17 protein-coding genes, 3 pseudogenes and 2 riboswitches are annotated in these 18,345 nt (G+C 60.5%); of the genes and pseudogenes, 14 read left to right on the top strand and 6 right to left on the bottom strand.

Going from position 1 to position 18,345, the window contains the following annotated elements; genetic code table 11:
- Positions 1–6 precede the first annotated feature (6 nt).
- The 8 genes and pseudogenes from phoR to ACTG2O_RS20055 all read left to right on the top strand — a co-directional run bounded on the left by phoR (position 7) and on the right by ACTG2O_RS20055 (position 6,982).
- A pseudogene (gene phoR, locus ACTG2O_RS20090) lies at positions 7–1,300 on the top strand (phosphate regulon sensor histidine kinase PhoR).
- Positions 1,301–1,478: 178 nt separating this feature from the next.
- On the top strand, positions 1,479–2,453 hold the full coding sequence (locus ACTG2O_RS20085; protein WP_005338411.1) for a PstS family phosphate ABC transporter substrate-binding protein: 975 nt from the start codon (positions 1,479–1,481) through the stop codon (positions 2,451–2,453).
- A gap of 181 nt (positions 2,454–2,634) precedes the next feature.
- A complete protein-coding gene (locus tag ACTG2O_RS20080; protein WP_040066701.1) occupies positions 2,635–3,441 on the top strand; it encodes a M48 family metallopeptidase in 807 nt (268 codons plus the stop codon).
- On the top strand, positions 3,429–3,935 hold the full coding sequence (locus ACTG2O_RS20075) for a GNAT family N-acetyltransferase (RefSeq protein WP_005358874.1): 507 nt from the start codon (positions 3,429–3,431) through the stop codon (positions 3,933–3,935). The genes ACTG2O_RS20080 and ACTG2O_RS20075 overlap by 13 nt, the downstream gene beginning before the upstream one ends.
- 108 nt (positions 3,936–4,043) lie before the next feature.
- Positions 4,044–4,947: pseudogene (locus ACTG2O_RS20070) on the top strand (ROK family protein).
- A 41-nt stretch (positions 4,948–4,988) separates the two neighbouring features.
- Positions 4,989–5,714, top strand: a complete 726-nt coding sequence (locus tag ACTG2O_RS20065) for a copper homeostasis protein CutC (protein WP_236285330.1) — start codon at positions 4,989–4,991, stop codon at positions 5,712–5,714.
- A 153-nt stretch (positions 5,715–5,867) separates the two neighbouring features.
- Complete coding sequence (locus tag ACTG2O_RS20060; protein WP_005338405.1) at positions 5,868–6,479, top strand: FKBP-type peptidyl-prolyl cis-trans isomerase; 612 nt, start codon at positions 5,868–5,870, stop codon at positions 6,477–6,479.
- 188 nt (positions 6,480–6,667) lie between these two features.
- A complete protein-coding gene (locus ACTG2O_RS20055; protein ID WP_005338404.1) occupies positions 6,668–6,982 on the top strand; it encodes a DUF2845 domain-containing protein in 315 nt (104 codons plus the stop codon).
- Between the two features lie 52 nt (positions 6,983–7,034).
- Here the strand turns inward: ACTG2O_RS20055 and ACTG2O_RS20050 are convergent, their stop codons facing one another.
- A complete protein-coding gene (locus tag ACTG2O_RS20050) occupies positions 7,035–7,253 on the bottom strand; it encodes a DUF1107 family protein (RefSeq protein WP_005338403.1) in 219 nt (72 codons plus the stop codon).
- A 203-nt stretch (positions 7,254–7,456) separates the two neighbouring features.
- Between ACTG2O_RS20050 and yfcD the strand changes: the two genes are divergently transcribed.
- Entirely contained in the window at positions 7,457–7,939 is a 483-nt protein-coding gene (gene yfcD / locus ACTG2O_RS20045; protein ID WP_139477490.1) for an NUDIX hydrolase YfcD, read from the top strand.
- Positions 7,940–8,022: 83 nt separating this feature from the next.
- On the opposite strand, the gene ACTG2O_RS20040 is transcribed toward yfcD, so the two are convergent.
- Positions 8,023–8,949, bottom strand: a complete 927-nt coding sequence (locus tag ACTG2O_RS20040) for a phenylacetate--CoA ligase family protein (protein ID WP_439976538.1) — start codon at positions 8,947–8,949, stop codon at positions 8,023–8,025.
- 155 nt (positions 8,950–9,104) lie between these two features.
- On the opposite strand from ACTG2O_RS20040, the gene ACTG2O_RS20035 reads away from it, so the two are divergent.
- Entirely contained in the window at positions 9,105–9,578 is a 474-nt protein-coding gene (locus tag ACTG2O_RS20035; RefSeq protein WP_216949474.1) for a peroxiredoxin, read from the top strand.
- 126 nt (positions 9,579–9,704) lie between these two features.
- Positions 9,705–10,673: a calcium/sodium antiporter gene (locus tag ACTG2O_RS20030; protein WP_005343920.1), complete on the top strand. Its 969-nt coding sequence runs from the start codon at positions 9,705–9,707 to the stop codon at positions 10,671–10,673.
- An 88-nt stretch (positions 10,674–10,761) separates the two neighbouring features.
- On the opposite strand, the gene ACTG2O_RS20025 is transcribed toward ACTG2O_RS20030, so the two are convergent.
- Positions 10,762–11,928, bottom strand: coding sequence for a type III PLP-dependent enzyme (locus ACTG2O_RS20025; protein WP_236285333.1), 1,167 nt, complete (start codon positions 11,926–11,928; stop codon positions 10,762–10,764).
- A gap of 421 nt (positions 11,929–12,349) precedes the next feature.
- A riboswitch (glycine riboswitch) is annotated at positions 12,350–12,423 on the top strand.
- 11 nt (positions 12,424–12,434) lie between these two features.
- Positions 12,435–12,550: riboswitch (glycine riboswitch) on the top strand.
- Positions 12,551–12,657: 107 nt separating this feature from the next.
- On the opposite strand from ACTG2O_RS20025, the pseudogene ACTG2O_RS20020 reads away from it, so the two are divergent.
- Positions 12,658–13,984 (top strand): annotated as a pseudogene (locus ACTG2O_RS20020) (alanine/glycine:cation symporter family protein).
- Between the two features lie 135 nt (positions 13,985–14,119).
- A complete protein-coding gene (locus ACTG2O_RS20015; protein ID WP_439976678.1) occupies positions 14,120–14,314 on the top strand; it encodes an alanine:cation symporter family protein in 195 nt (64 codons plus the stop codon).
- A 76-nt stretch (positions 14,315–14,390) separates the two neighbouring features.
- On the opposite strand, the gene ACTG2O_RS20010 is transcribed toward ACTG2O_RS20015, so the two are convergent.
- Both ACTG2O_RS20010 and ACTG2O_RS20005 read right to left on the bottom strand, forming a co-directional pair.
- Positions 14,391–15,143 carry a lipoyl protein ligase domain-containing protein gene (locus tag ACTG2O_RS20010; RefSeq protein WP_439976537.1) on the bottom strand — a complete coding sequence of 251 codons (753 nt, stop codon included), beginning with the start codon at positions 15,141–15,143 and terminating at the stop codon, positions 14,391–14,393.
- A 103-nt stretch (positions 15,144–15,246) separates the two neighbouring features.
- Positions 15,247–16,644 carry a nucleobase:cation symporter-2 family protein gene (locus tag ACTG2O_RS20005; RefSeq protein WP_040066712.1) on the bottom strand — a complete coding sequence of 466 codons (1,398 nt, stop codon included), beginning with the start codon at positions 16,642–16,644 and terminating at the stop codon, positions 15,247–15,249.
- A gap of 245 nt (positions 16,645–16,889) precedes the next feature.
- On the opposite strand from ACTG2O_RS20005, the gene ACTG2O_RS20000 reads away from it, so the two are divergent.
- A complete protein-coding gene (locus ACTG2O_RS20000) occupies positions 16,890–18,011 on the top strand; it encodes a GGDEF domain-containing protein (RefSeq protein WP_005349944.1) in 1,122 nt (373 codons plus the stop codon).
- A gap of 33 nt (positions 18,012–18,044) precedes the next feature.
- On the opposite strand, the gene ACTG2O_RS19995 is transcribed toward ACTG2O_RS20000, so the two are convergent.
- Complete coding sequence (locus ACTG2O_RS19995) at positions 18,045–18,293, bottom strand: YciN family protein (protein WP_005338382.1); 249 nt, start codon at positions 18,291–18,293, stop codon at positions 18,045–18,047.
- Positions 18,294–18,345 lie beyond the last annotated feature (52 nt).

Raw genomic sequence — 18,345 nt, 5'->3', positions numbered from 1 at the left:
GCAGTTATGTTGCAACCTTACGCCTGGCGGCGACAGTTGTGGCGAATGGCGTTTTTTTACGCCCCCTTCGCATTGGTTGGCTGGTTGATTGATCATCTTGCCCTCTGCCTGTTGGTGGCGGCCGTGTTGCATCTGGGCTGGCACTATCGCTTCCAGAAGCGGCTCTCTGACTGGCTGTGGCACGACCGCAGCCTGGTGCCCCCCAGCGGCAATGGCAGCTGGGAGTACATCTTCAACGGTATCTACAAGCTGCAGCAGCGTCACCGCGCCCGTCGCCGCGAGCTGGCGGGGCTGACGCCGCTTCCGGGAGGGGGCCGAGGCGCTGCCCGATGCCGCTGTGGTGTTTCGCACCGATGGCAGCATCCTCTGGTGCAACCGGCTGGCGGAGCAACTGCTCGGTTTTCGCTGGCCGGAGGATGCCGGCCAGCATATCGGCAACCTCATTCGCAATCCGGCCTTTAACGCCTATCTGGGCAAGGGATCGTATGACGAGCCCCTCGAGATGCACTCCCCGGTCAACGAGGAGAAGTTTCTCGAGTTTCGGATCATGCCCTACGCCTCGGATCAGGCGATGCTGGTGGTGCGGGATGTCACCCGCTTGCGCAGTCTCGAGAAAACCCGCAAGCACTTTGTCTCCAACGTCTCTCACGAGCTGCGCACTCCGCTGACCGTTCTCAAGGGTTATCTGGAGATGACCGAGGAGCCGCCCCCGCCCGCCATGTGGGCCAAGGCGCATCGGGTGATGATGGAGCAGACTATCCGGATGGATAATCTGGTCAATCAGCTGCTCACCCTCTCCCGTATCGAGGCGGCCCCGACCGTGGATCTCTCCCATCTGGTGGACATGCCGGCCATGCTGGGCCTGCTGGAGCAGGAGGCGCGAGCGCTCTCGGGCGAACGGGCCCACCAGCTCGAATTTGTGGTGCAGCCCAATCTGCTGGTGCGCGGGGATCAGGAGCAGCTGCGCAGTGCTGTCTCCAATCTGGTCTACAACGCCATTCACTACACCCCGGCGGGGCGAAAAATTACCGTGGAGTGGCGCAAGCAGGGGGCGATGGCGCTGTTTGCCGTGAGCGATGAAGGGGAGGGGATTGCCCCCGAGCATCTGGCGCGGCTGACCGAGCGGTTCTATCGGGTCGACAAGGCACGCTCGCGCCACACCGGCGGCTCAGGCTTGGGCCTTGCCATCGTCAAGCATGCCCTCAGTCATCACGACTGCCAGCTCGATATCGAGAGCCGGGTCGGCCTTGGCAGCCGCTTCAGCTTTCTCATCCCGAGTCGCATGGTGGTGATTAAATAGTCTTTTATGGCAATGGGTTAGCTGCAAAAAGAGGGCCTTTGAACGGGCCCTCTTTTCATTTGTTCAAATCTGTCGCCATGTCATTAAAGTGTCACATTAAATCCATAAATTTGTCACTGCCAGGTCAGATACTGGCGCCGTCTTAAGAACGGACCTTCTGTAACTTTGGAGAGATTGGATGAAACTCAACAAACTGGCTGGTGTAATCGGATTCACCGCAGCAACCCTGTTTTCTGTCAGCGCCCTGGCTGCCGGTGTGGATAAAGACCTGCCGGATTACACACCGACCAGCGGCATTTCGGGCAACCTGTCCTCTGTCGGCTCGGACACTCTGGCCAACATGATGACCCTGTGGGCCGAAGAATTTAAGCGTTTGTACCCCAACGTCAACGTGCAGATCCAGGCCGCCGGTTCTTCTACCGCCCCGACTGCCCTGACCGAAGGTGTTGCCCAGTTCGGTCCGATGAGCCGCGCCATGAAGGCCGGTGAAGAGGAAGCATTCGAGAAGCGTTACGGCTACAAGCCGACTGCCATCCGCGTTGCAGTCGATGCCCTGGCGGTGTTCGTCAACAAGGACAACCCCATCAAGGGGCTGACCATGCCGCAGATCGACGCCATCTTCTCCAGCACCCTCAAGTGCGGCGAAGCCAAGGCTGCCACCAAGTGGTCTGATCTGGGTCTGGACGGCAACTGGTCCTCTAAGGATCTGCAACTGTTCGGTCGCAACTCCGTATCCGGTACCTACGGTTACTTCAAGGAGCACGCCCTGTGTAACGGCGACTTCAAGAGCGGCGTGAACGAGCAGCCGGGTTCTGCCTCCGTGGTGCAGTCTGTTTCTGCCTCCCTGAACGGCATCGGCTACTCCGGTATCGGTTATGTCACCTCCGGTGTGCGTGCAGTACCGCTCTCCAAAGATGGCAAGACCTTCATCGAAGCGACCTCCGATAACGCCATCACCGGCAAGTATCCGCTGTCACGCTTCCTGTACGTTTACGTGAACAAGCATCCGAACAAGCCGCTCTCCCCGATGGAGCAAGAGTTCGTCAAGATGATGCTCTCCAAAGCAGGCCAGAACATCGTTGCCAAAGATGGCTACGTGCCGGTGCCGGCCAAGGTGGTACAGGCTGACCTGAAAAAGCTGGGTATCATGTAACTGCCCGCAGTCAGCATGCCCTGATAAAACGAGCCCCAAGCGGGCTCGTTTTGTTTTTGGCAGCTGTCAGTTTTGTTAATAGCGCAGGATGGATATTTTTCCGCCAGCCGGGGGCTGGCTCCCTTGCGCAGCAGGACGGCATTTCCGAGAATAGGGCAACGTTATGGCAAAGGATCCCTTCATGATTGCGTCCCTCTCCAAGTTTGGCCTGGTAGCCCTCTGTAGTTCCCTGCTGGTCGCCTGCGCCCAGTCGCCGACCGGCCGCAGCCAGATGCTGCTCTATTCTCCCCAGCAGATGAACCAGTTGGGCGCCGACTCCTTCGAGCAGATGAAAAAGCAGGAGAAGGTGAGCAAGGATGCCAAACTCAACGCCTATGTCTCCTGTGTCGCCAAGGCGGTGACCGCCCAGGTGCCGGCCAGCTATGGCATCACCAACTGGGAAGTGGTGGTGTTTGACTCCAAACAGGTCAACGCCTTCGCCCTGCCCGGCGGCAAGATCGGGGTTTACAGCGGCCTGCTCAAGGTGGCCAAGAATCAGGATCAGCTGGCGACCGTCATCGGCCACGAGCTGACTCACGTGCTGGCCCAGCACTCCAACGAGCGACTCTCGCGCAGCCAGCTGGCGGGGATCGGTCTGGCGGCTGCGGACATTGCCATGGGCACCAGCGAGTATCGCGGCGCCACCATGGCCGCCCTTGGCCTCGGGGTCGAGGTGGGGGTGATGCTGCCCTATGGCCGTACTCAGGAGAGCGAAGCGGATCGGCTGGGGCTTGAGCTGATGGCGCGCGCCGGGTTCAATCCGGCCGAGGCGATCCCCCTGTGGCAAAACATGAGTGCCGCCGCCGGTGGCAACACCCCGCCGCAACTGCTCTCCACCCACCCGAGCAACGAGAACCGGATCGCCGAGTTGCAGGCGCAACAGGCGCAAGTGCTGCCGCTCTATGAGCAGGCCCGAGCCAATGGTCTGGTGCCCCAATGCAAGGCATAAGCCTGCGCATGGCGCGCAGCGACGATGCCGCCGCCATGACGGTGATGCAGCGAGCCAGCTGGCTCGCTGCCTATGGCCAGGTGCTCGGTGCCGACCTGCTGGAGCAGCTGGACGTTACCGCCCATCTGCAGATTTGGCAGAGCCGTCTGGCCGAGCCGGGCCCAAGGCCCATGCTGCTTTGTCTCGATGAGGTGGTGATTGGCCTGCTCTACTGGCAACCACAGCAGGAAGCGGGACAGAGCAGCGCCCTGATCCGCGCTTTTTACCTCCATCCCGACCACTGGCGACAAGGTTATGGCAAACGGCTGTGGCAGGCGGTGGCGATGCAGATGCGCCGCGCCGGTTGCCATAGCGTCAAATTGTGGCTGCTCGATGGCAACCACATCGGTGAGGGATTCTACCTGCGCCGCGGCTTTGTCTTTGATGGTGCAGAGCGCACCCTGATAAGCCTCGGGCAGCCCTGCCTGCAGCGACAAATGAGCCGTTTGCTCTGATCACTCTCCCGTTTTTCGCCTTCGGTCACTTTATTTTTTTTGCGAATTAATACAATGTCCCCCTTGGAACAGAGTTGGATAAACACGGGCTGACAAGGGAGTGCTGGCATGTACTACGGCTTTGATATCGGTGGCACCAAGATCGCCTTTGCGGTCTATGACGGTGCATTGAACCTCTGCCACGAGGAGCGCTTGAGCACCCCGGGCAACGATTACGAGGGGTTGCAGCAGCTGATCCGCTCCCGGGTCGAGCAGGCGGATGCCCGCTTCGGCGCACGGGGCTCGGTCGGCATCGGTTTCCCCGGTGTCATCAACAGCCAGGATCACAGCATAGTGGCGGCCAATCTGCCCTCCATCAATGGTCGCCATCTGGGCGCCGATCTGGCCGAGCTGCTGGAGCGGCCGGTCAAGGTGGATAACGACGCCAACTGCTTCCTCTGGTCCGAAGTGCATCAGGGTGCCGCCGACGGCGCAGGCAGTGCGCTTGGTGTCACCATCGGCACCGGCATCGGCGGCGCTGTTTATCTGGCGGGCAAGCTTATTCAGGGGCGCAACTGGCTGGCTGGCGAGATTGGTCACTACCCCTTGCCCGCGACCATGCTGATGAAGTACCCCGATTTGCCCCGTCCCCGTTGCGGCTGCGGCCGTCTGGTCTGTTTTGAAAACCTATGCCTCCGGCACCGGTCTGGAGCGTCTCTATCACCATTTCCATGGCCAGCGCGCCACGGGTCACCAGATTGTGGGACGCTTCGAGGCCCATGAACCCCATGCGGTCGAGACGGTCGACTGCTGGCTGGAGATCATGGCTGCCGGGCTTGCCACCGCCATTTCGGTGATTGATCCCGAGGTGGTGGTGTTGGGGGGCGGCCTGAGCGGCCTGCCCGCCCTCTATGAACAGCTGCCGCTGCGTCTGCCCGGTCACTTGTTGCCCGGGGTCGCCCTGCCCGAGATCCGCCAGGCTCGCTTCGGCGGTGCCGGTGGTGTGCGCGGCGCAGCCTTGCTCAATCTATGAGATCAGATGTGGGGTCTGATCTCCCCGAAAAAGGAGTCCTCATGACCCGTCTTGAAATCTGTATCGACAACCTGGAATCCCTGTTTACTGCCCAGCAATCCGGGGCGGATCGCATCGAGCTCTGCTCTGCGCTGGGTCTGGGCGGCCTGACCCCCTCCTACGGTTTTATGCAGCAGGCAGCCCGCCACGCCACCGTGCCGGTTTATGCCATGATCCGCCCGCGTGCCGGGGATTTTTGCTTCAACGACGGCGAGTTCGAGATGATGCTGCAAGATATCGCGGCCGCACGTGCTGCGGGGCTGCAAGGGGTGGTGGTCGGTTTGCTGGATGAGGAGGGGCGGGTGCCTGCCGCCAAGCTCAAACAGCTGGTGGATGCAGCAGGCCCGTTGGGAGTCACCTTCCATCGCGCCATCGACCTCTCCTCCGATTGGCGCCTCGATCTGGAGACCATAGTTGCTGCCGGTTGCGAGCGCATTCTGAGCTCGGGCCATGCGCCGACCGCGTTGGCGGGGTTGGAAACCCTGCAGGAGATGCAGCAGGCGCTGGCGGGGCGTGCCAGCCTGATGCCGGGGGCCGGGGTCAATGCCGACAACGTGCGTACCATCATCGAGTTCACCGGGGTGAGCGAAGTGCATATGTCCGGCATGGGCTGGCGCGGTGGCATGGTGCCGCACGGAGTGAATATGGGCACTTCGGATGATGGTCGGGTCAATATCACCGATGGCGCCAGGGTGGCTGCGGTCAGAGCCTTGCTGGATCGCGGTTAAGCAGATCGCCGCCGTTGGGCGGCGTTCATCCGCATCTTGTGTGAAGTTCCTCCCACTGACGGGGAAATCAGGGGCGGCGCCCCCGGCAGCACCCCGGCCAAAAGTCTGATATTATCCCGCCTCTTTACTACATGGATCTGGAGCAACATCTCAATGTCCCAATACGACTCTATCGAACAGAAGGCCAGCTATGGCATCGGCCGCAACATGGGTGATCAGCTGGCGCAGCAAGCCTTCGCCGGTCTCGATATCCCGGCTCTGCAACAAGGTCTGGCAGATGCCCTGAATGGTCTGGAGTTCGCGGTCAGCCGTGACGATATCAATGATGCCTTCCAGGTGATCACTGCGCGTATGCAAGAAGAGCAGGAAGCTGCCGCCAAGGCCGCCGCTGCTGACGGCGAAGCCTTCCTGGCTGACAACGCCAAGCGCGCTGAAGTGAAGGTGACCGACTCCGGTCTGCAGTACGAAGTGCTGGTAGAAGGCAACGGTGCCGTTCCGGTAGCCGGTCAGTCCGTGCGTGTGCACTACCACGGTACCTTCACCCACGGTGGTGTATTCGACAGCTCCGTCGCTCGCGGCCAGCCGGCTGAATTCCCGGTGACCGGCGTGATTGCTGGCTGGGTTGAAGCGCTGCAGCTGATGCCGGTTGGTTCCAAGTGGAAGCTCTACATCCCCCACGATCTGGCCTACGGTGCCCGTGGCGCGGGCTCCATCCCGCCTTACTCTGCACTGGTATTTGAAGTCGAGCTGCTGGACATCCTGTGATCCTGCTGGCTTGATGCAAACGGCGACCCTCGGGTCGCCGTTTGTTTTTGGGTTATGTGATAGACAGCATTTGTCGCGACCAGCGGGCTGGAGAGCAGAAAAGGGCGGCACTTTTGCGCTTTTTACTGGTTTTTTCAGAAACGGGAACAGGCATACTGCGACTCATTAGAGAGGATAAGGAGAACCCGATGAGCAAGAAGATGAAGAAAGTAGCGGGGCTTGCTCTGTTGCTGCTGAGTATTCCGGCCAGTGCTGATGCCATGCGCTGCAAGAACGCCCTGATCACCGAGGGAGACACCACCGCCGAGATGCTGCTCAAGTGCGGTGAGCCGATGTTGCGTGAAGAGCTCAACCGCAACGAGGAGAACCAGTTTGGCAACATGGTGCAGGTCAAATATGGTGAACGCTGGACCTACAACTTCGGCAAGAACGAGTTCATGCGCTTTGTGACGGTGCGCAACGGCATCATTACCGATATCGAAAACGGCCCGCGCGGCCAGTAGCCGGCGGGCAAAGCATGGATGCACAACAGACAGTAGGGCAAGACCCTTTGACTCACATGTCCGGCAAGGGGTCGCGGTGACCAAGTTGTCTGACAGCCAGATTGATCTGGCGAGCCAGTCTTAGCCGCTGGCGGCAGGTCAGGCCATGGAGGCTGATCCTGCCCGCGTTGAATTCAAATGTCCCCAGCGACTCGATGGCAAAATAGCCTCGATGAAAGCTCTTGATGTAGCGAGCGATCTGCCGTGGGGATAACTGCTTGAATACCTTCATCACACGGTTCCCTGATTGCCTGGACAGGGCACACTATGGTGTCGGTCGATGACACTGATATGACGGTTTATAAAGATTTGCATGAATCCTTATTTTGCCAGTGAGTTCGGCAAATTGACGGCGTCATCGAAAAAGTTGTGCCATGGCAAACCACCGCACCGATATACTGCGGGTTTGAATGGAACAAATAAAAGGGCCTGTGCGTGGAATGGGTTGATGTGGTGGACGGGAACAACCGGGTGATTGGTGTGGCCGAGCGAGCCGAGGTGCGGCGGGAGAATCTCTGCCATCGTGCTAGCTATATTCTGGTGCTCGACGACGCGGATCGGATCCTGGTGCAGCGACGCACCCTCAGCAAGGATTTCTGCCCCGGCATGCTGGATGCCTGCGCCGGTGGCGTGGTCACCACCGGTGAGGAGATGGAGCGCTCCGCCCGCCGCGAGCTGGCCGAGGAGCTGGGGATTATGGATGTTCCTCTGCAGGGCTTTGGCAGCTTTTATGCAGAAGGGGAGGGCTACCGGGTCTGGGGCGGCCTCTTCAGTTGCCGCTATCAGGGGCCGCTGCAGTTGCAGGCCGAAGAGGTGAGCTCGGTGCACTGGATGAGCCTGGCCGAGATCGCTGAGCGCGCCAGTGAATTTACCCCCGACTCCCTGCTCGCCATCGCCACCTGGCAGGCGAGACGCTGACCAACTTCATATATCCTCTTCTCCAGAGACAAGACGGGCAGCCTGATGGCTGCCCGTCTGCCTTTGTGCATTTACTTGGTCTGCTACACCAGCTTGAGGCGCCGGTTGGTGCGCCCGCAAGCGCTCGGTTTGGCGAGCCAGTGACCTTGCCAGTCGGTGGCCAGACGCAGCAGCGGATACTCCAGATCGAGCCGGGTCACCACCAGCTGGCCCGTTTCATCGCCACTCACGGGATTGCCGCTGGCGGGATCGATGATCTCGACGATGCAGCTCTCGTTGACGATAAAGCCCTGACCGGGCTGACTCTCGTAGGCTACCACCCCCACATCCTGCCACACCAGACAGTTGAGGGCCGCAATGCCGTGAATGGCGCGCAGCGGCGCGGTTTCGGGATGGGTGGCTTCGCACAATAGGGCGCGGCGCAGCGAGTCGCTCGGGATCTCCGCCGCTTCGGCCGCTTCCAGCAGGTCGAGCAGGGTCACCAGCGGGCCGACGTAGCCGGTGGGTTGATAGCGCAGCAGTGCCTCCAGCTGGCGCTGGGTATCGTGGGGCCCGCAGGGCACCACGGGAGCCCCCAGCTGGCGGGCGCCGTTATCGAAAATAAAGGCTGTGGGGCCAGCGTGATAGTCGTGGCCGTTGAGCATCACTTCCCCCGCCTTGAAACCGGCGGCAAACAGCGCCCGGGCGGCGCCCCACCAGTCTGCCCCGGCATATTCGGGGATGGCCAGCTGGCCCGGACAGGAGAAGACCCGCAACGCCTGACTGGCGGGGCGGCCGGTGAGACCGGCAAAGGGGGTATGAGCCTGCTGGGCGGCAAAGAGCTCTTTGCTGTCGAGCAGTGGCAGGGTGGCCAGCTCTGCCAGATCCTCGAGGCGGCACTGGCGATAGGCGCTGGAGTAACCGGCGCAATATTGACTGACATGGGTAAGCTGATGATTGAGCTGGTCCAGTTGCTGCTGTTCGCGCATGGCGGGGGGACGAATTTCCAGACCATCGTAATAGTGTTGCATGGGGCCTCCTGGCGCCGTGAAACCAGCTCAAGAGTAGTCTGCCCAAGGGGAAAATGCTTGCCGCTATCCATGGTCAGGCTCAGAGCCGCTGTTAGGCGGCATCATCACTCTGGGATAAACTGGCGACTTCCCATCACGACTCAGGACGAGAAATCATGATTGCTGTAGGACACCCCCTGCCTGCTGGCGAATTTACCTTTATCACCGCCGAGGGCAAGCAGCTGCGGGATAGCCAGACGCTGTTCGCCGGTAAAAAAGTGGTGCTGTTTGCGGTACCCGGCGCCTTTACTCCCACCTGCTCCAATGCTCATCTGCCCGGTTATGTGGTGCTGGCCGATCAGTTTATGGCCAAAGGGGTGGATGCCATCTGTTGCCTCTCGGTCAACGATGCTTTCGTGATGCGGGCCTGGCAGACGGCCCAGAATGCCGAGGCGATCACCATGCTGGCGGATGGCGATGGCAGCTGGACCCGGGCGCTGGGCCTGGCCAAGGATACCGGCGCCTTTGGCGGCATCCGCGCCCAGCGCTTTGCGTTGATCGCCAATGATGGTGTGGTCGAGCAGCTGTTTTTGGAGGCGCCGGGCAAGTTTGAGGTCTCCGATGCCGCGAGCCTGCTGGCTGCACTGTGAAATGTTAATCACGGTTTGATTTCCCCTTGAAATGGGAGGTGGCACAGCTACACTGGCGCCACTTTCCCATGGTGCCTGCCCGTTTGGGCTGGCGCTTCGTTGCAGATAACAAGAGATGAAGATCCTATGACCCTGGCTTTTGTTGCCCTGATTGCCGGACTGGCGCTGCTGGTCTGGAGTGCAGACAAGTTTGTCGATGGCGCTGCCGCCACCGCCCGTTATGCGGGGATGCCGCCGCTGCTGATCGGCATGGTGATCATCGGTTTTGGTACCTCGGCCCCGGAAATGGTGGTCTCGGCACTGGCGGCGTCACAGGGCAATCCCGGGTTGGCGCTTGGCAATGCCTATGGCTCCAACATCACCAATATCGCGCTGATCCTGGGTCTGACGGCACTGATCAGCCCTATCGCGGTGGCCTCTCAGGTTGTGCGCAAGGAGATCCCGATCCTGCTCGGTATTACCCTGCTCTCCGGCGCCCTGCTGATCGATGGTCATCTGGGCCGGATGGATGCGGTCATTCTGGGGGCCGTCTTCGTTGCCCTGATGGGCTGGTCCATCTGGGCTGGCATGAATGGCAAGGGAGATGCGCTGGATACCGAGACCGCCGAGGATATCGAGAGCGAGGGGATGTCCCTCAAGAGCGCTATCTTCTGGCTGGTGGTCGGGCTGGTGCTGCTGATCGGTGCTTCCCGTCTGCTGGTCTGGGGGGCGGTGACCATCGCTCAGGCGCTAGGTATCAGCGATCTGGTGATTGGTCTCACCATAGTCGCGGTAGGGACCTCTCTGCCGGAGCTGGCCTCTTCGCTTATCGCCATTCGCAAGAACGAGCATGATCTGGCCCTTGGCAACGTGCTCGGCTCCAACCTGTTCAACACCCTGGCGGTGGTGGGGATTGCGGCGGGCATCCACCCGCTCGATGTGGCGCCGGAGGTGCTCACTCGTGACTGGAGCATCATGATGGGGCTGACCCTGCTGCTGCTGGTGATGTGTCTGGGCCGCAAGGGGCAGGGCCGCATCAACCGGCTGGAGGGGGGCGTGCTGCTGACCTGCTTCGTCGCCTACACCGGCTGGCTGCTGACCAGTCAGTTTATCTGATAGGGGTTGGTGAAAGAAGAGAGGGGGAAGCGCAAGCTTCCCCCTCTTGTTTTTGCCCAGTGAACCTGTTGGCGAGCGAGTGGTGTGCTCAGGCTACTGCCACCAGCTTCTGCCCCTTCTGGCTGCTGTCCAGAATGAGGATGCTGGCCTTGGGGAAAAAGTTGAAGGTGGAGGCGGAGGCCCAGGTGTAGGCGCCCATCACCTTGCCAACCACCAACTCGCCGATAGCCAGATCCGGCAGCATGATGCCATCGCGGATCACATCCACGCTGTCGCAGGTGGGGCCGGAGAGCACCGAGTTGTGTTGCTCGCCACTGGCATAAGGCGTGCTCACCGGATAGGTGACGTGGTCATAGAGCTGGCCGTTGTAGCTGCCGTAGAGACCGTCATCCAGGTAGTACCAGATCTTGTCGCCGCGGTGGGCCTTGCCCATCACGCTTGATACCGAAGTCATGGCCGGCGCGCTGATAAAGCGGCCCGGTTCGGCAATCTTCTGCACGGTTGTGGGCAGCTTGGCCAGTGCTTCGCGGATCGGCGCGCAGAAGCCGTCGATATCGAACTCGCCCCCTTCATAATCCACCGGGAAACCGCCGCCGATATCCAGCACCCAGGGCTTGAGCCCGAGCGCCCAGGCCTGCTCCATGATCTCGCGGCAGGCGTCGATGGCCTGCACATGGCGACGGGCGTGGGGTACCTGGGAGCCGACGTGGAACGACAGCCCCATCACCTTGATCCCCTTGGCGTGGGCCAGTTGCAACAGCGGCAGCGCCTGCTCCGGAGTGCAGCCGAACTTCTTGGAGAGATCGACCTTGGTCTCGGGGTTGGGGAAGCTGACCCGCAGCAGCAGTTTCACTTCGTCCTTGTAGGGAATGAACTTTTCCAGCTCCAGTGGGTTGTCGTAGACAAACACGGTGCAGCCAAACTCCAGCGCGTAACGGATATCGCTGTCGCGCTTGATGGGATGGGTATGAATGCAACGTCCCGGGCGAACCCCCTGACTGCGCACCAGATCCACTTCGCCATTGGTGGCCAGATCGAAACAGGCCCCCTCTTCCTTCAAGACAGAGACCACCGCCTCATGGGGCAGGGGTTTGAGTGCATAGTGCAATCGTACATCGGGCAGGGCGGCGGCCAGGGCCCGATACTGTTTGCGGACGGCTGCCTTGTCGAGCAGCAGCAGGGGGGAGCCGAATTGTTCAACCAGCTGACGGTAATCTTGTGCGACCACATCTTTTGCAACCAGGGTCTCGTTCATTCTCTTTTGGTCATCCTTAGGGGGCGTGACATGCCCAAGCCATATGCGATTGAACCGGCGACGGCCGGGTCAGGCGAGCGGTCCGGTGGGACCAACCGAACACAGTGCATAAATTGATGGCAAAGTGCTTGGTTATGCAGCGGATTATCGGCTTATTGATTCTGTGTGCAAGCATTTTGATTGGATATGTCGGCAAGATTTTCTTGGCGAAACGAGAGGGATCACTGTTCTCTATCCGCCATTTTTCCCGTTTGGGCCACATTTGATCCGTGAGAGCCTAACTTGTTGATAGTTAACTAACATTTAACATTCTTGTCGCTGCTCTGGCGGCCACTAAAAAATATAAATGGGGGCGGCCAAGTGCGAGACAGCTCACATTTTTTGGATTAACATGCCGACTTCCTAATCCAAACTAGTTCGGATGAAGGTTGCAGGAGAGCGATGGGCAACCATCCACCGAAGAAGTGAATCTTTCAGGTACCGGGCAACCGGTGTGGACTGCTACTGGACGATACTCTGGAGAGACCCGTTAAATCGGGCGCCGAAGGAGCAAGGCACCATGACTACCCGCAAGGGCAGGCTGGCGCCGGAAACTCTCAGGCAAAAGGACAGAGGGGATGGGATGGTTGTACCTGGGCTTGGCCCGCATCCGATCGCCTCTGGCCGATCGCGACACCTATGGGAAGATCATCCTTCTCCTCCTTAATTTCTGTTTCTTAAGGAGGATGCATGTCATCAATTCAATCGGCGTTAACCGCCATCGATAGCTTTATCTGGGGGCCGCCCCTGCTGATCCTGCTGGTCGGGACCGGTATCTATCTCACCCTGCGTCTGGGTCTGCTTCAGGTCGTGCGCTTGCCGCTCGCTCTGCGGCTGGTCTTTGGTCGCGATCAGGGGCAGGGCAAGCAGGGGGATGTCTCCAGCTTCGGCGCCCTCTGTACCGCCCTCTCTGCCACCATCGGTACCGGTAACATCGTCGGGGTGGCCACCGCCATCAAGCTCGGCGGCCCCGGTGCCCTGTTCTGGATGTGGATGGCGGCGCTGTTCGGCATGGCCACCAAGTACGCCGAGTGTCTGCTGGCGGTCAAATATCGCGAGCAGGATGCCAACGGCCAGATGGCGGGTGGCCCCATGTACTATCTGGAGAAGGGGCTCGGTTCCAAGCCGCTCGCCAAGCTGTTTGCCCTGTTTGGTATCGGTGTGGCCTTCTTCGGGATCGGTACCTTCCCGCAGGTCAATGCCATCTCCGACGCCATGAGCCTCTCCTTCTCGGTGCCCCGTGAAGCGACCGCCGTGGTGCTGACCCTGATCGTGGCGCTGGTGACCCTGGGAGGGATCAAGTCCATCTCCAGTGTGTCGAGCAAGGTGGTGCCCTTCATGGCCATCTTCTACATCGTCGCCTGTCTGGGCGTGCTGGTGAACAACGCCAGCGCCCTGCCCGATGCTGTCATGCTGGTGATCGAGAGTGCTTTCACCGGCCATGCGGCGACCGGTGGCTTCGTCGGTGCCAGCATCATGCTGGCAATCCAGTCCGGGGTGGCGCGCGGGGTCTTCTCCAACGAATCGGGACTGGGCTCTGCGCCCATCGCGGCGGCGGCAGCCAAGACCGATTCGTGCGTGGAGCAGGGGCTGGTCTCCATGACCGGTACCTTCATCGACACCATCATCATCTGCACCATGACCGGCCTGACCCTGGTGGTCACAGGCGTGTGGAGCGGCGATGCAAGCGGCGCGGCCATGACCAGTCTGGCCTTTGCCCAGGGGCTCGATGCTCATGTCGGCCAGTATCTGGTGAGCATTGGCCTGCTGTTCTTCGCCTTTACCACCATCCTTGGCTGGAACTACTACGGCGAGCGCTGCACCGAATACCTGTTCGGGGTGAAAGCCCTATCGTCTGGTCTATCTGGCGCTGGTTGCGAGCGGTGCTTTCCTCCATCTGGACATGATTTGGCTCCTTGCCGATATCGTTAACGGCCTGATGGCGGTGCCCATGATTGGCCTGCGCCATGTGGTGATCTGGTCTAGCGAAGCAGAACCGGAGCCGCAGACGGCCTGAACGCCTCAGCCCGTTTCACGTTCCCATTGAAAAGAACAAGCCACGACTCCGGTCGTGGCTTTTTTGTGCGCCGTGTCTATGGACGGGGACTTTCCCTCTCCCTTCGGAATAAGGTCAGGATGGGGGGGATAGCCCCTGGCGCTGGTTGCGAGCGGTGCTTTCCTCCATCTGGACATGATTTGGCTCCTTGCCGATATCGTTAACGGCCTGATGGCGGTGCCCAACCTCATCGGCCTGATTGGCCTGCGCCATGTGGTGATCGCCGAGACCCGCGCCTACTTTAGCCGGGATCTGGATAGCGAAGCAGAACCGGAGCCGCAGACGGCCTGAACGCCTCAGCCCGTTTCACGTTCCCATTGAAAAGAACAAGCCACGACTCCGGTCGTGGCTTTTTTGTGCGCCGTGTCTATGGACGGGGACTTTCCCTCTCCCTTCGGAATAAGGTCAGGGGGGGGGATAGCCCCTCGCTCAGCAGGCTATCCAGACGTGCTCGCACTTTCTCCACCAGTGCCTGATCGCTACCGCTCCAGCCGATGCACCTTGCCAGCGTGGTGGAGGTTCCCGCCATAAAACGCAGCTCGCCGCCCGCCAATTCGTAGAAGCGGCTCGCCATTCTGGTTCCCTCATCCACATCACCCGCCACCAGCAGCATGGCTTGCGCCAGCACGGCGCCCTGGTGATCCTGCCCCGGTGCCAGCCAGCGCTGGGCGGTGCCGGTGATCTTGCGTCCCCCGATCACCAGATTGTACTGACCATCGCAAAAGGATCCGGGCACGAAGTCATAGCTTCCCTCAAGGCCGTACTCCGCCAACAGGGTCAGCAGCGGCGCCCCCAGCAGCCGGTAGTAGTGGGCGAGATCTGTGGTGGTGCGGGGCAGCAGCAGGGATAGATTGAGGATCCCCGCCCCGTGGGGCACGGCGGTACCGCCGCTGTCGCGCACATGCACCGGCCAGCCTTCGTTTGCCAGCTGTTTGCAGGCGGCTTCGTAATGGGGGAGGCGGGTATCTTTGCGAGTGACAATCAGGCATTGGGGCGCCTGCCAGAGGTGAGCGCGGGGCTGGCCGTCATGGGCACAGTCGCGCAACCAGCACTGCTCTTGCGTCAGTATCTGTGCGGGTGAAGCGGTATCGGGGAGGGGAGAGAGCAGGGGATAGGGCATGGCGGCATCCTCAAAAAAGGCTGCCCAGCACACTACCCGTGGCGACAGGCAAGGTAAAGCCCCGCAAGTGCGGGGCTTGGGTTGGCTATCGGTGGACGATGTCTCAGGAGTGACGCGCTTCGCGCTTGGGCAGCAGCAGGTTGAGCACGATGGCGGTAATGCCACCGGTGGCTACGCCGTAGGAGAGTACGCTCTTGGCCAGCTCCGGCAGGTGTTGCAGCACTTCCGGCACCTGCGCGACTCCCAGCCCCATGGCCAGCGACACTGCCAGGATCATCAGGGCGCGGCGATCCAGCTCCTCGCGGGCAATGATGCGCACGCCAGCGGCGGCGATGGTGCCAAACATGACGATGGTCGCTCCGCCCAGCACGGGCTCGGGGATCTGCTGTACCAGGCTGGCGACCGCCGGGAACAGGCCGAGCAGGGCCAGCATGGCGGCGATAAAGAGCCCGACGTGACGGCTGGCGACGCCGGTCAGCTGAATGACGCCGTTATTCTGGGCGAAGGTGGACATGGGGAAGGTGGAGAAAACCGCTGCCAGCATGGAGTTGGCACCATCGGCCAGCACGCCGCCTTTGATCCGCTCCATATAGACAGGCCCTTCCAGTGGCTCGCCGGAGATATCCGAGGTGGCGGTCATGTCGCCGATCGCTTCGAGCGCCGTCACCACGAAGATGATGGCGAGCGGCACGAACAGCTGCCAGTCAAAGCCGAGACCGTAGTGGAGCGGAATGGGCACCATCACCAGCGGGCCGTCGAAGGTGGGGGCACTCACTTTGCCCAGCAGCAGCGCCACGGCATAGCCCGCCAGCATGGCGATCATGATGGCGGAGAGGCGCAACCAGGGGTTGCGACTGCGTTGCAGCAACACGATAAGGCCGAGCACCAGCAGGGAGAGGAAGAGGTTGGTGTGGCTGGCGAAGCTGCCATCAGAGAGGGCTGCATAGCCGCCGCCCATGCTGATCAGGCCCACTTTGATCAGGGTCAGGCCGATCAGCAGCACCACTATGCCGGTCACCAGCGGGGTGATGATCCGTTTCACCAGATGGAGGAAGCGGCTCATCACCACGATAGTGAGTGCGGCAACCATCATGGTGCCGAACAATGTACCCAACAGATCCTCGGTGGGCATGGCCGCCTGTTTGAGGGCGAGACCGGAGGCAATGATGGGGCCGAGGAAGTTGAAGCTGGTGCCCTGTACCGAGAGCAGGCCGGAACCGATGGGGCCGAAGCGGCGGGTTTGAATGAAGGAGGCGATGCCGGACATGACCAGCGACATGGAGACGATATAACGGGTGTCGGCGGCAGGGAGGCCGAGGGCATTGGCAATAATCAGGGGCGGGGTAATGATGGCGACAAACATGGCGAGCATATGCTGCAGGGCGGCGAACAGCGTCTGGGGCAGAGGCGGGACATCCTCTATGCCATAGACCAGTTCGCTATGGGCTCGCCTGGGTGGATGTGCCTCTCGATTGGCGCGTGTGACAGCAGCCTGTTCCATAAGTACCTCGAATTGTGTGGGGAGGGGAGAAAATTGGGCGCTATTGTAGTGATTGAAATGAGGCTGACCAGCGCTAATTATGCAAAAAAAGGTTTATTTTTTGATGGGTTGAAACGTTTGCGCGCTGCGATTATCATCTGTCGGTTTGTGTGACCGACCTCTCCTTTTTATTCTCCCCGCTAATGACATTTTTACCACTTTGTAGGTGTAGAATGAGCCCTCAGTATTCATCGTGGAGACTCTGGATGCTCAAGTTGTCAGAGTTCTGGAGTGCGAGGGTTCACTCCGAAGACTTTACTCGTACTCGCATGGGCTTTATGACGGTGCGTTTGCGCCTGCTGACCTGCTTGCTGATGCTCGGATTGCCCGCCTGGGCCGTGGTGGATTGGTTGACCTTGCCCGCCGTTCATTTCGAGCAGCTGTTCCAGGCCAGGATCTTCTGCACCCTGGCGCTCTCGCCACTTATTCCGCTCTCGTACCTCATCCACTTCAAGCGGGAGCGGATGAAGCTGGCCCTTGGCTACCTGATGGCCGTGATGATGCTCTTCTCCCTCTTCTGCCTGAACAGCTTTGGCGCGGGACAGGAGTTACAGGCGGGCTATGCGGCCTTTCCCTATCTGCTGATCACCCTGTTTGCCATCTTCCCCATCCCTCTCTCCCTCGGCTTGCAACTGGCAGGCGTGGTACTGGTGACCATGCTGCTGGGCCACTGGCTGCTGGTGGGGCAGAGCATCTGGAGTCAGGCCACCCTGAATCAGGTGTGGGTGCTCGGCATGTTTACCATGGCCAGTTGCTGGGTGCAGTGCGGCCAACTCAACATGCTGCTGCGGCTCTATCGGGAATCGACCACCGATGAGCTGACCGGCATGATGAACCGCCGCCTGCTGATGAAGCAGCTGGAGCAGGCCAGAATCCGGCTGCAACTCAAGAAGAAGCCCTTTGCGGTGATGCTGCTGGATCTCGATCGCTTCAAGCGGATCAACGATATCTACGGCCATCTGGCGGGGGATGCGGTGCTCAAGGAGGTGGCGACCACCCTGGGGGAGCAGCTGGAGCCTGATATGGTGCTGGGGCGTTATGGCGGCGAAGAGTTTGCCATCCTGATGCACAACTGCGCCGATCCGGCGCTGGCGAGCAAAATGGCCGAGCGGCTGCGCATTGCCGTCGAGGCGCGGCTGGTGAAGAGCCCCACTTCGGACGAATTGCTGGAGGTGACGGTGAGTATCGGGATTGCCATGGCTCGTTCCGATGACACCATCGACATTCTGATCAACCGTGCTGACGAGTGCCTCTATCAGGCCAAGATGGCGGGACGCAACTGCGTGGTGGTCGAGGGTCAGAACCGCGCAAAAACAGATGCCGCCTGAGGGCGGCATCCTGTTGGCAATGAGCTGGTGCGATCAGGCCAGCTTGTACTTGCCGGAGAGCTGCTGGGCCAGCAGCTTGAACATGTTGAAGACCGCCATGGTCTTGCCGGTCGGGGTGCCATCTTCGGCCAGGAAATACTCCCCCTTGAACACCAGAATATCCCCCTTCTGCTCCACCGAATCGGCGCGCATACCGTGGATGAAGTCTTCATGCTCTTTGATGATCTTGTTGGCCATCTCAAGCAGGGCCGTCTCGGTGATCAGCTCTTTCTGTGGTTGCATGCTCGTCTCCTTAAACGACTACTGGACAGGGAGATCGTGGATCCCTGCCTCT

Source organism: Aeromonas sp. 61P, assembly GCF_051919545.1.
GTDB lineage: Bacteria > Pseudomonadota > Gammaproteobacteria > Enterobacterales > Aeromonadaceae > Aeromonas > Aeromonas veronii.
Note: the sequence above shows the minus strand (reverse complement) of the source record. Positions and strands in the feature narration are given on the sequence as shown.

Bases quoted from the DNA above. Each gene is read 5' to 3' on its own strand.
- ACTG2O_RS20085 (WP_005338411.1), top strand. From the start codon at position 1,479: ATGAAACTCAACAAACTGGCTGGTGTAATCGGATTCACCGCAGCAACC.
- ACTG2O_RS20080 (WP_040066701.1), top strand. From the start codon at position 2,635: ATGATTGCGTCCCTCTCCAAGTTTGGCCTGGTAGCCCTCTGTAGTTCC.
- ACTG2O_RS20075 (WP_005358874.1), top strand. From the start codon at position 3,429: ATGCAAGGCATAAGCCTGCGCATGGCGCGCAGCGACGATGCCGCCGCC.
- ACTG2O_RS20065 (WP_236285330.1), top strand. From the start codon at position 4,989: ATGACCCGTCTTGAAATCTGTATCGACAACCTGGAATCCCTGTTTACT.
- ACTG2O_RS20060 (WP_005338405.1), top strand. From the start codon at position 5,868: ATGTCCCAATACGACTCTATCGAACAGAAGGCCAGCTATGGCATCGGC.
- ACTG2O_RS20055 (WP_005338404.1), top strand. From the start codon at position 6,668: ATGAGCAAGAAGATGAAGAAAGTAGCGGGGCTTGCTCTGTTGCTGCTG.
- ACTG2O_RS20050 (WP_005338403.1), bottom strand. From the start codon at position 7,253: ATGAAGGTATTCAAGCAGTTATCCCCACGGCAGATCGCTCGCTACATC.
- ACTG2O_RS20040 (WP_439976538.1), bottom strand. From the start codon at position 8,949: ATGCAACACTATTACGATGGTCTGGAAATTCGTCCCCCCGCCATGCGC.
- ACTG2O_RS20035 (WP_216949474.1), top strand. From the start codon at position 9,105: ATGATTGCTGTAGGACACCCCCTGCCTGCTGGCGAATTTACCTTTATC.
- ACTG2O_RS20030 (WP_005343920.1), top strand. From the start codon at position 9,705: ATGACCCTGGCTTTTGTTGCCCTGATTGCCGGACTGGCGCTGCTGGTC.
- ACTG2O_RS20025 (WP_236285333.1), bottom strand. From the start codon at position 11,928: ATGAACGAGACCCTGGTTGCAAAAGATGTGGTCGCACAAGATTACCGT.
- ACTG2O_RS20010 (WP_439976537.1), bottom strand. From the start codon at position 15,143: ATGCCCTATCCCCTGCTCTCTCCCCTCCCCGATACCGCTTCACCCGCA.
- ACTG2O_RS20005 (WP_040066712.1), bottom strand. From the start codon at position 16,644: ATGGAACAGGCTGCTGTCACACGCGCCAATCGAGAGGCACATCCACCC.
- ACTG2O_RS20000 (WP_005349944.1), top strand. From the start codon at position 16,890: ATGCTCAAGTTGTCAGAGTTCTGGAGTGCGAGGGTTCACTCCGAAGAC.
- ACTG2O_RS19995 (WP_005338382.1), bottom strand. From the start codon at position 18,293: ATGCAACCACAGAAAGAGCTGATCACCGAGACGGCCCTGCTTGAGATG.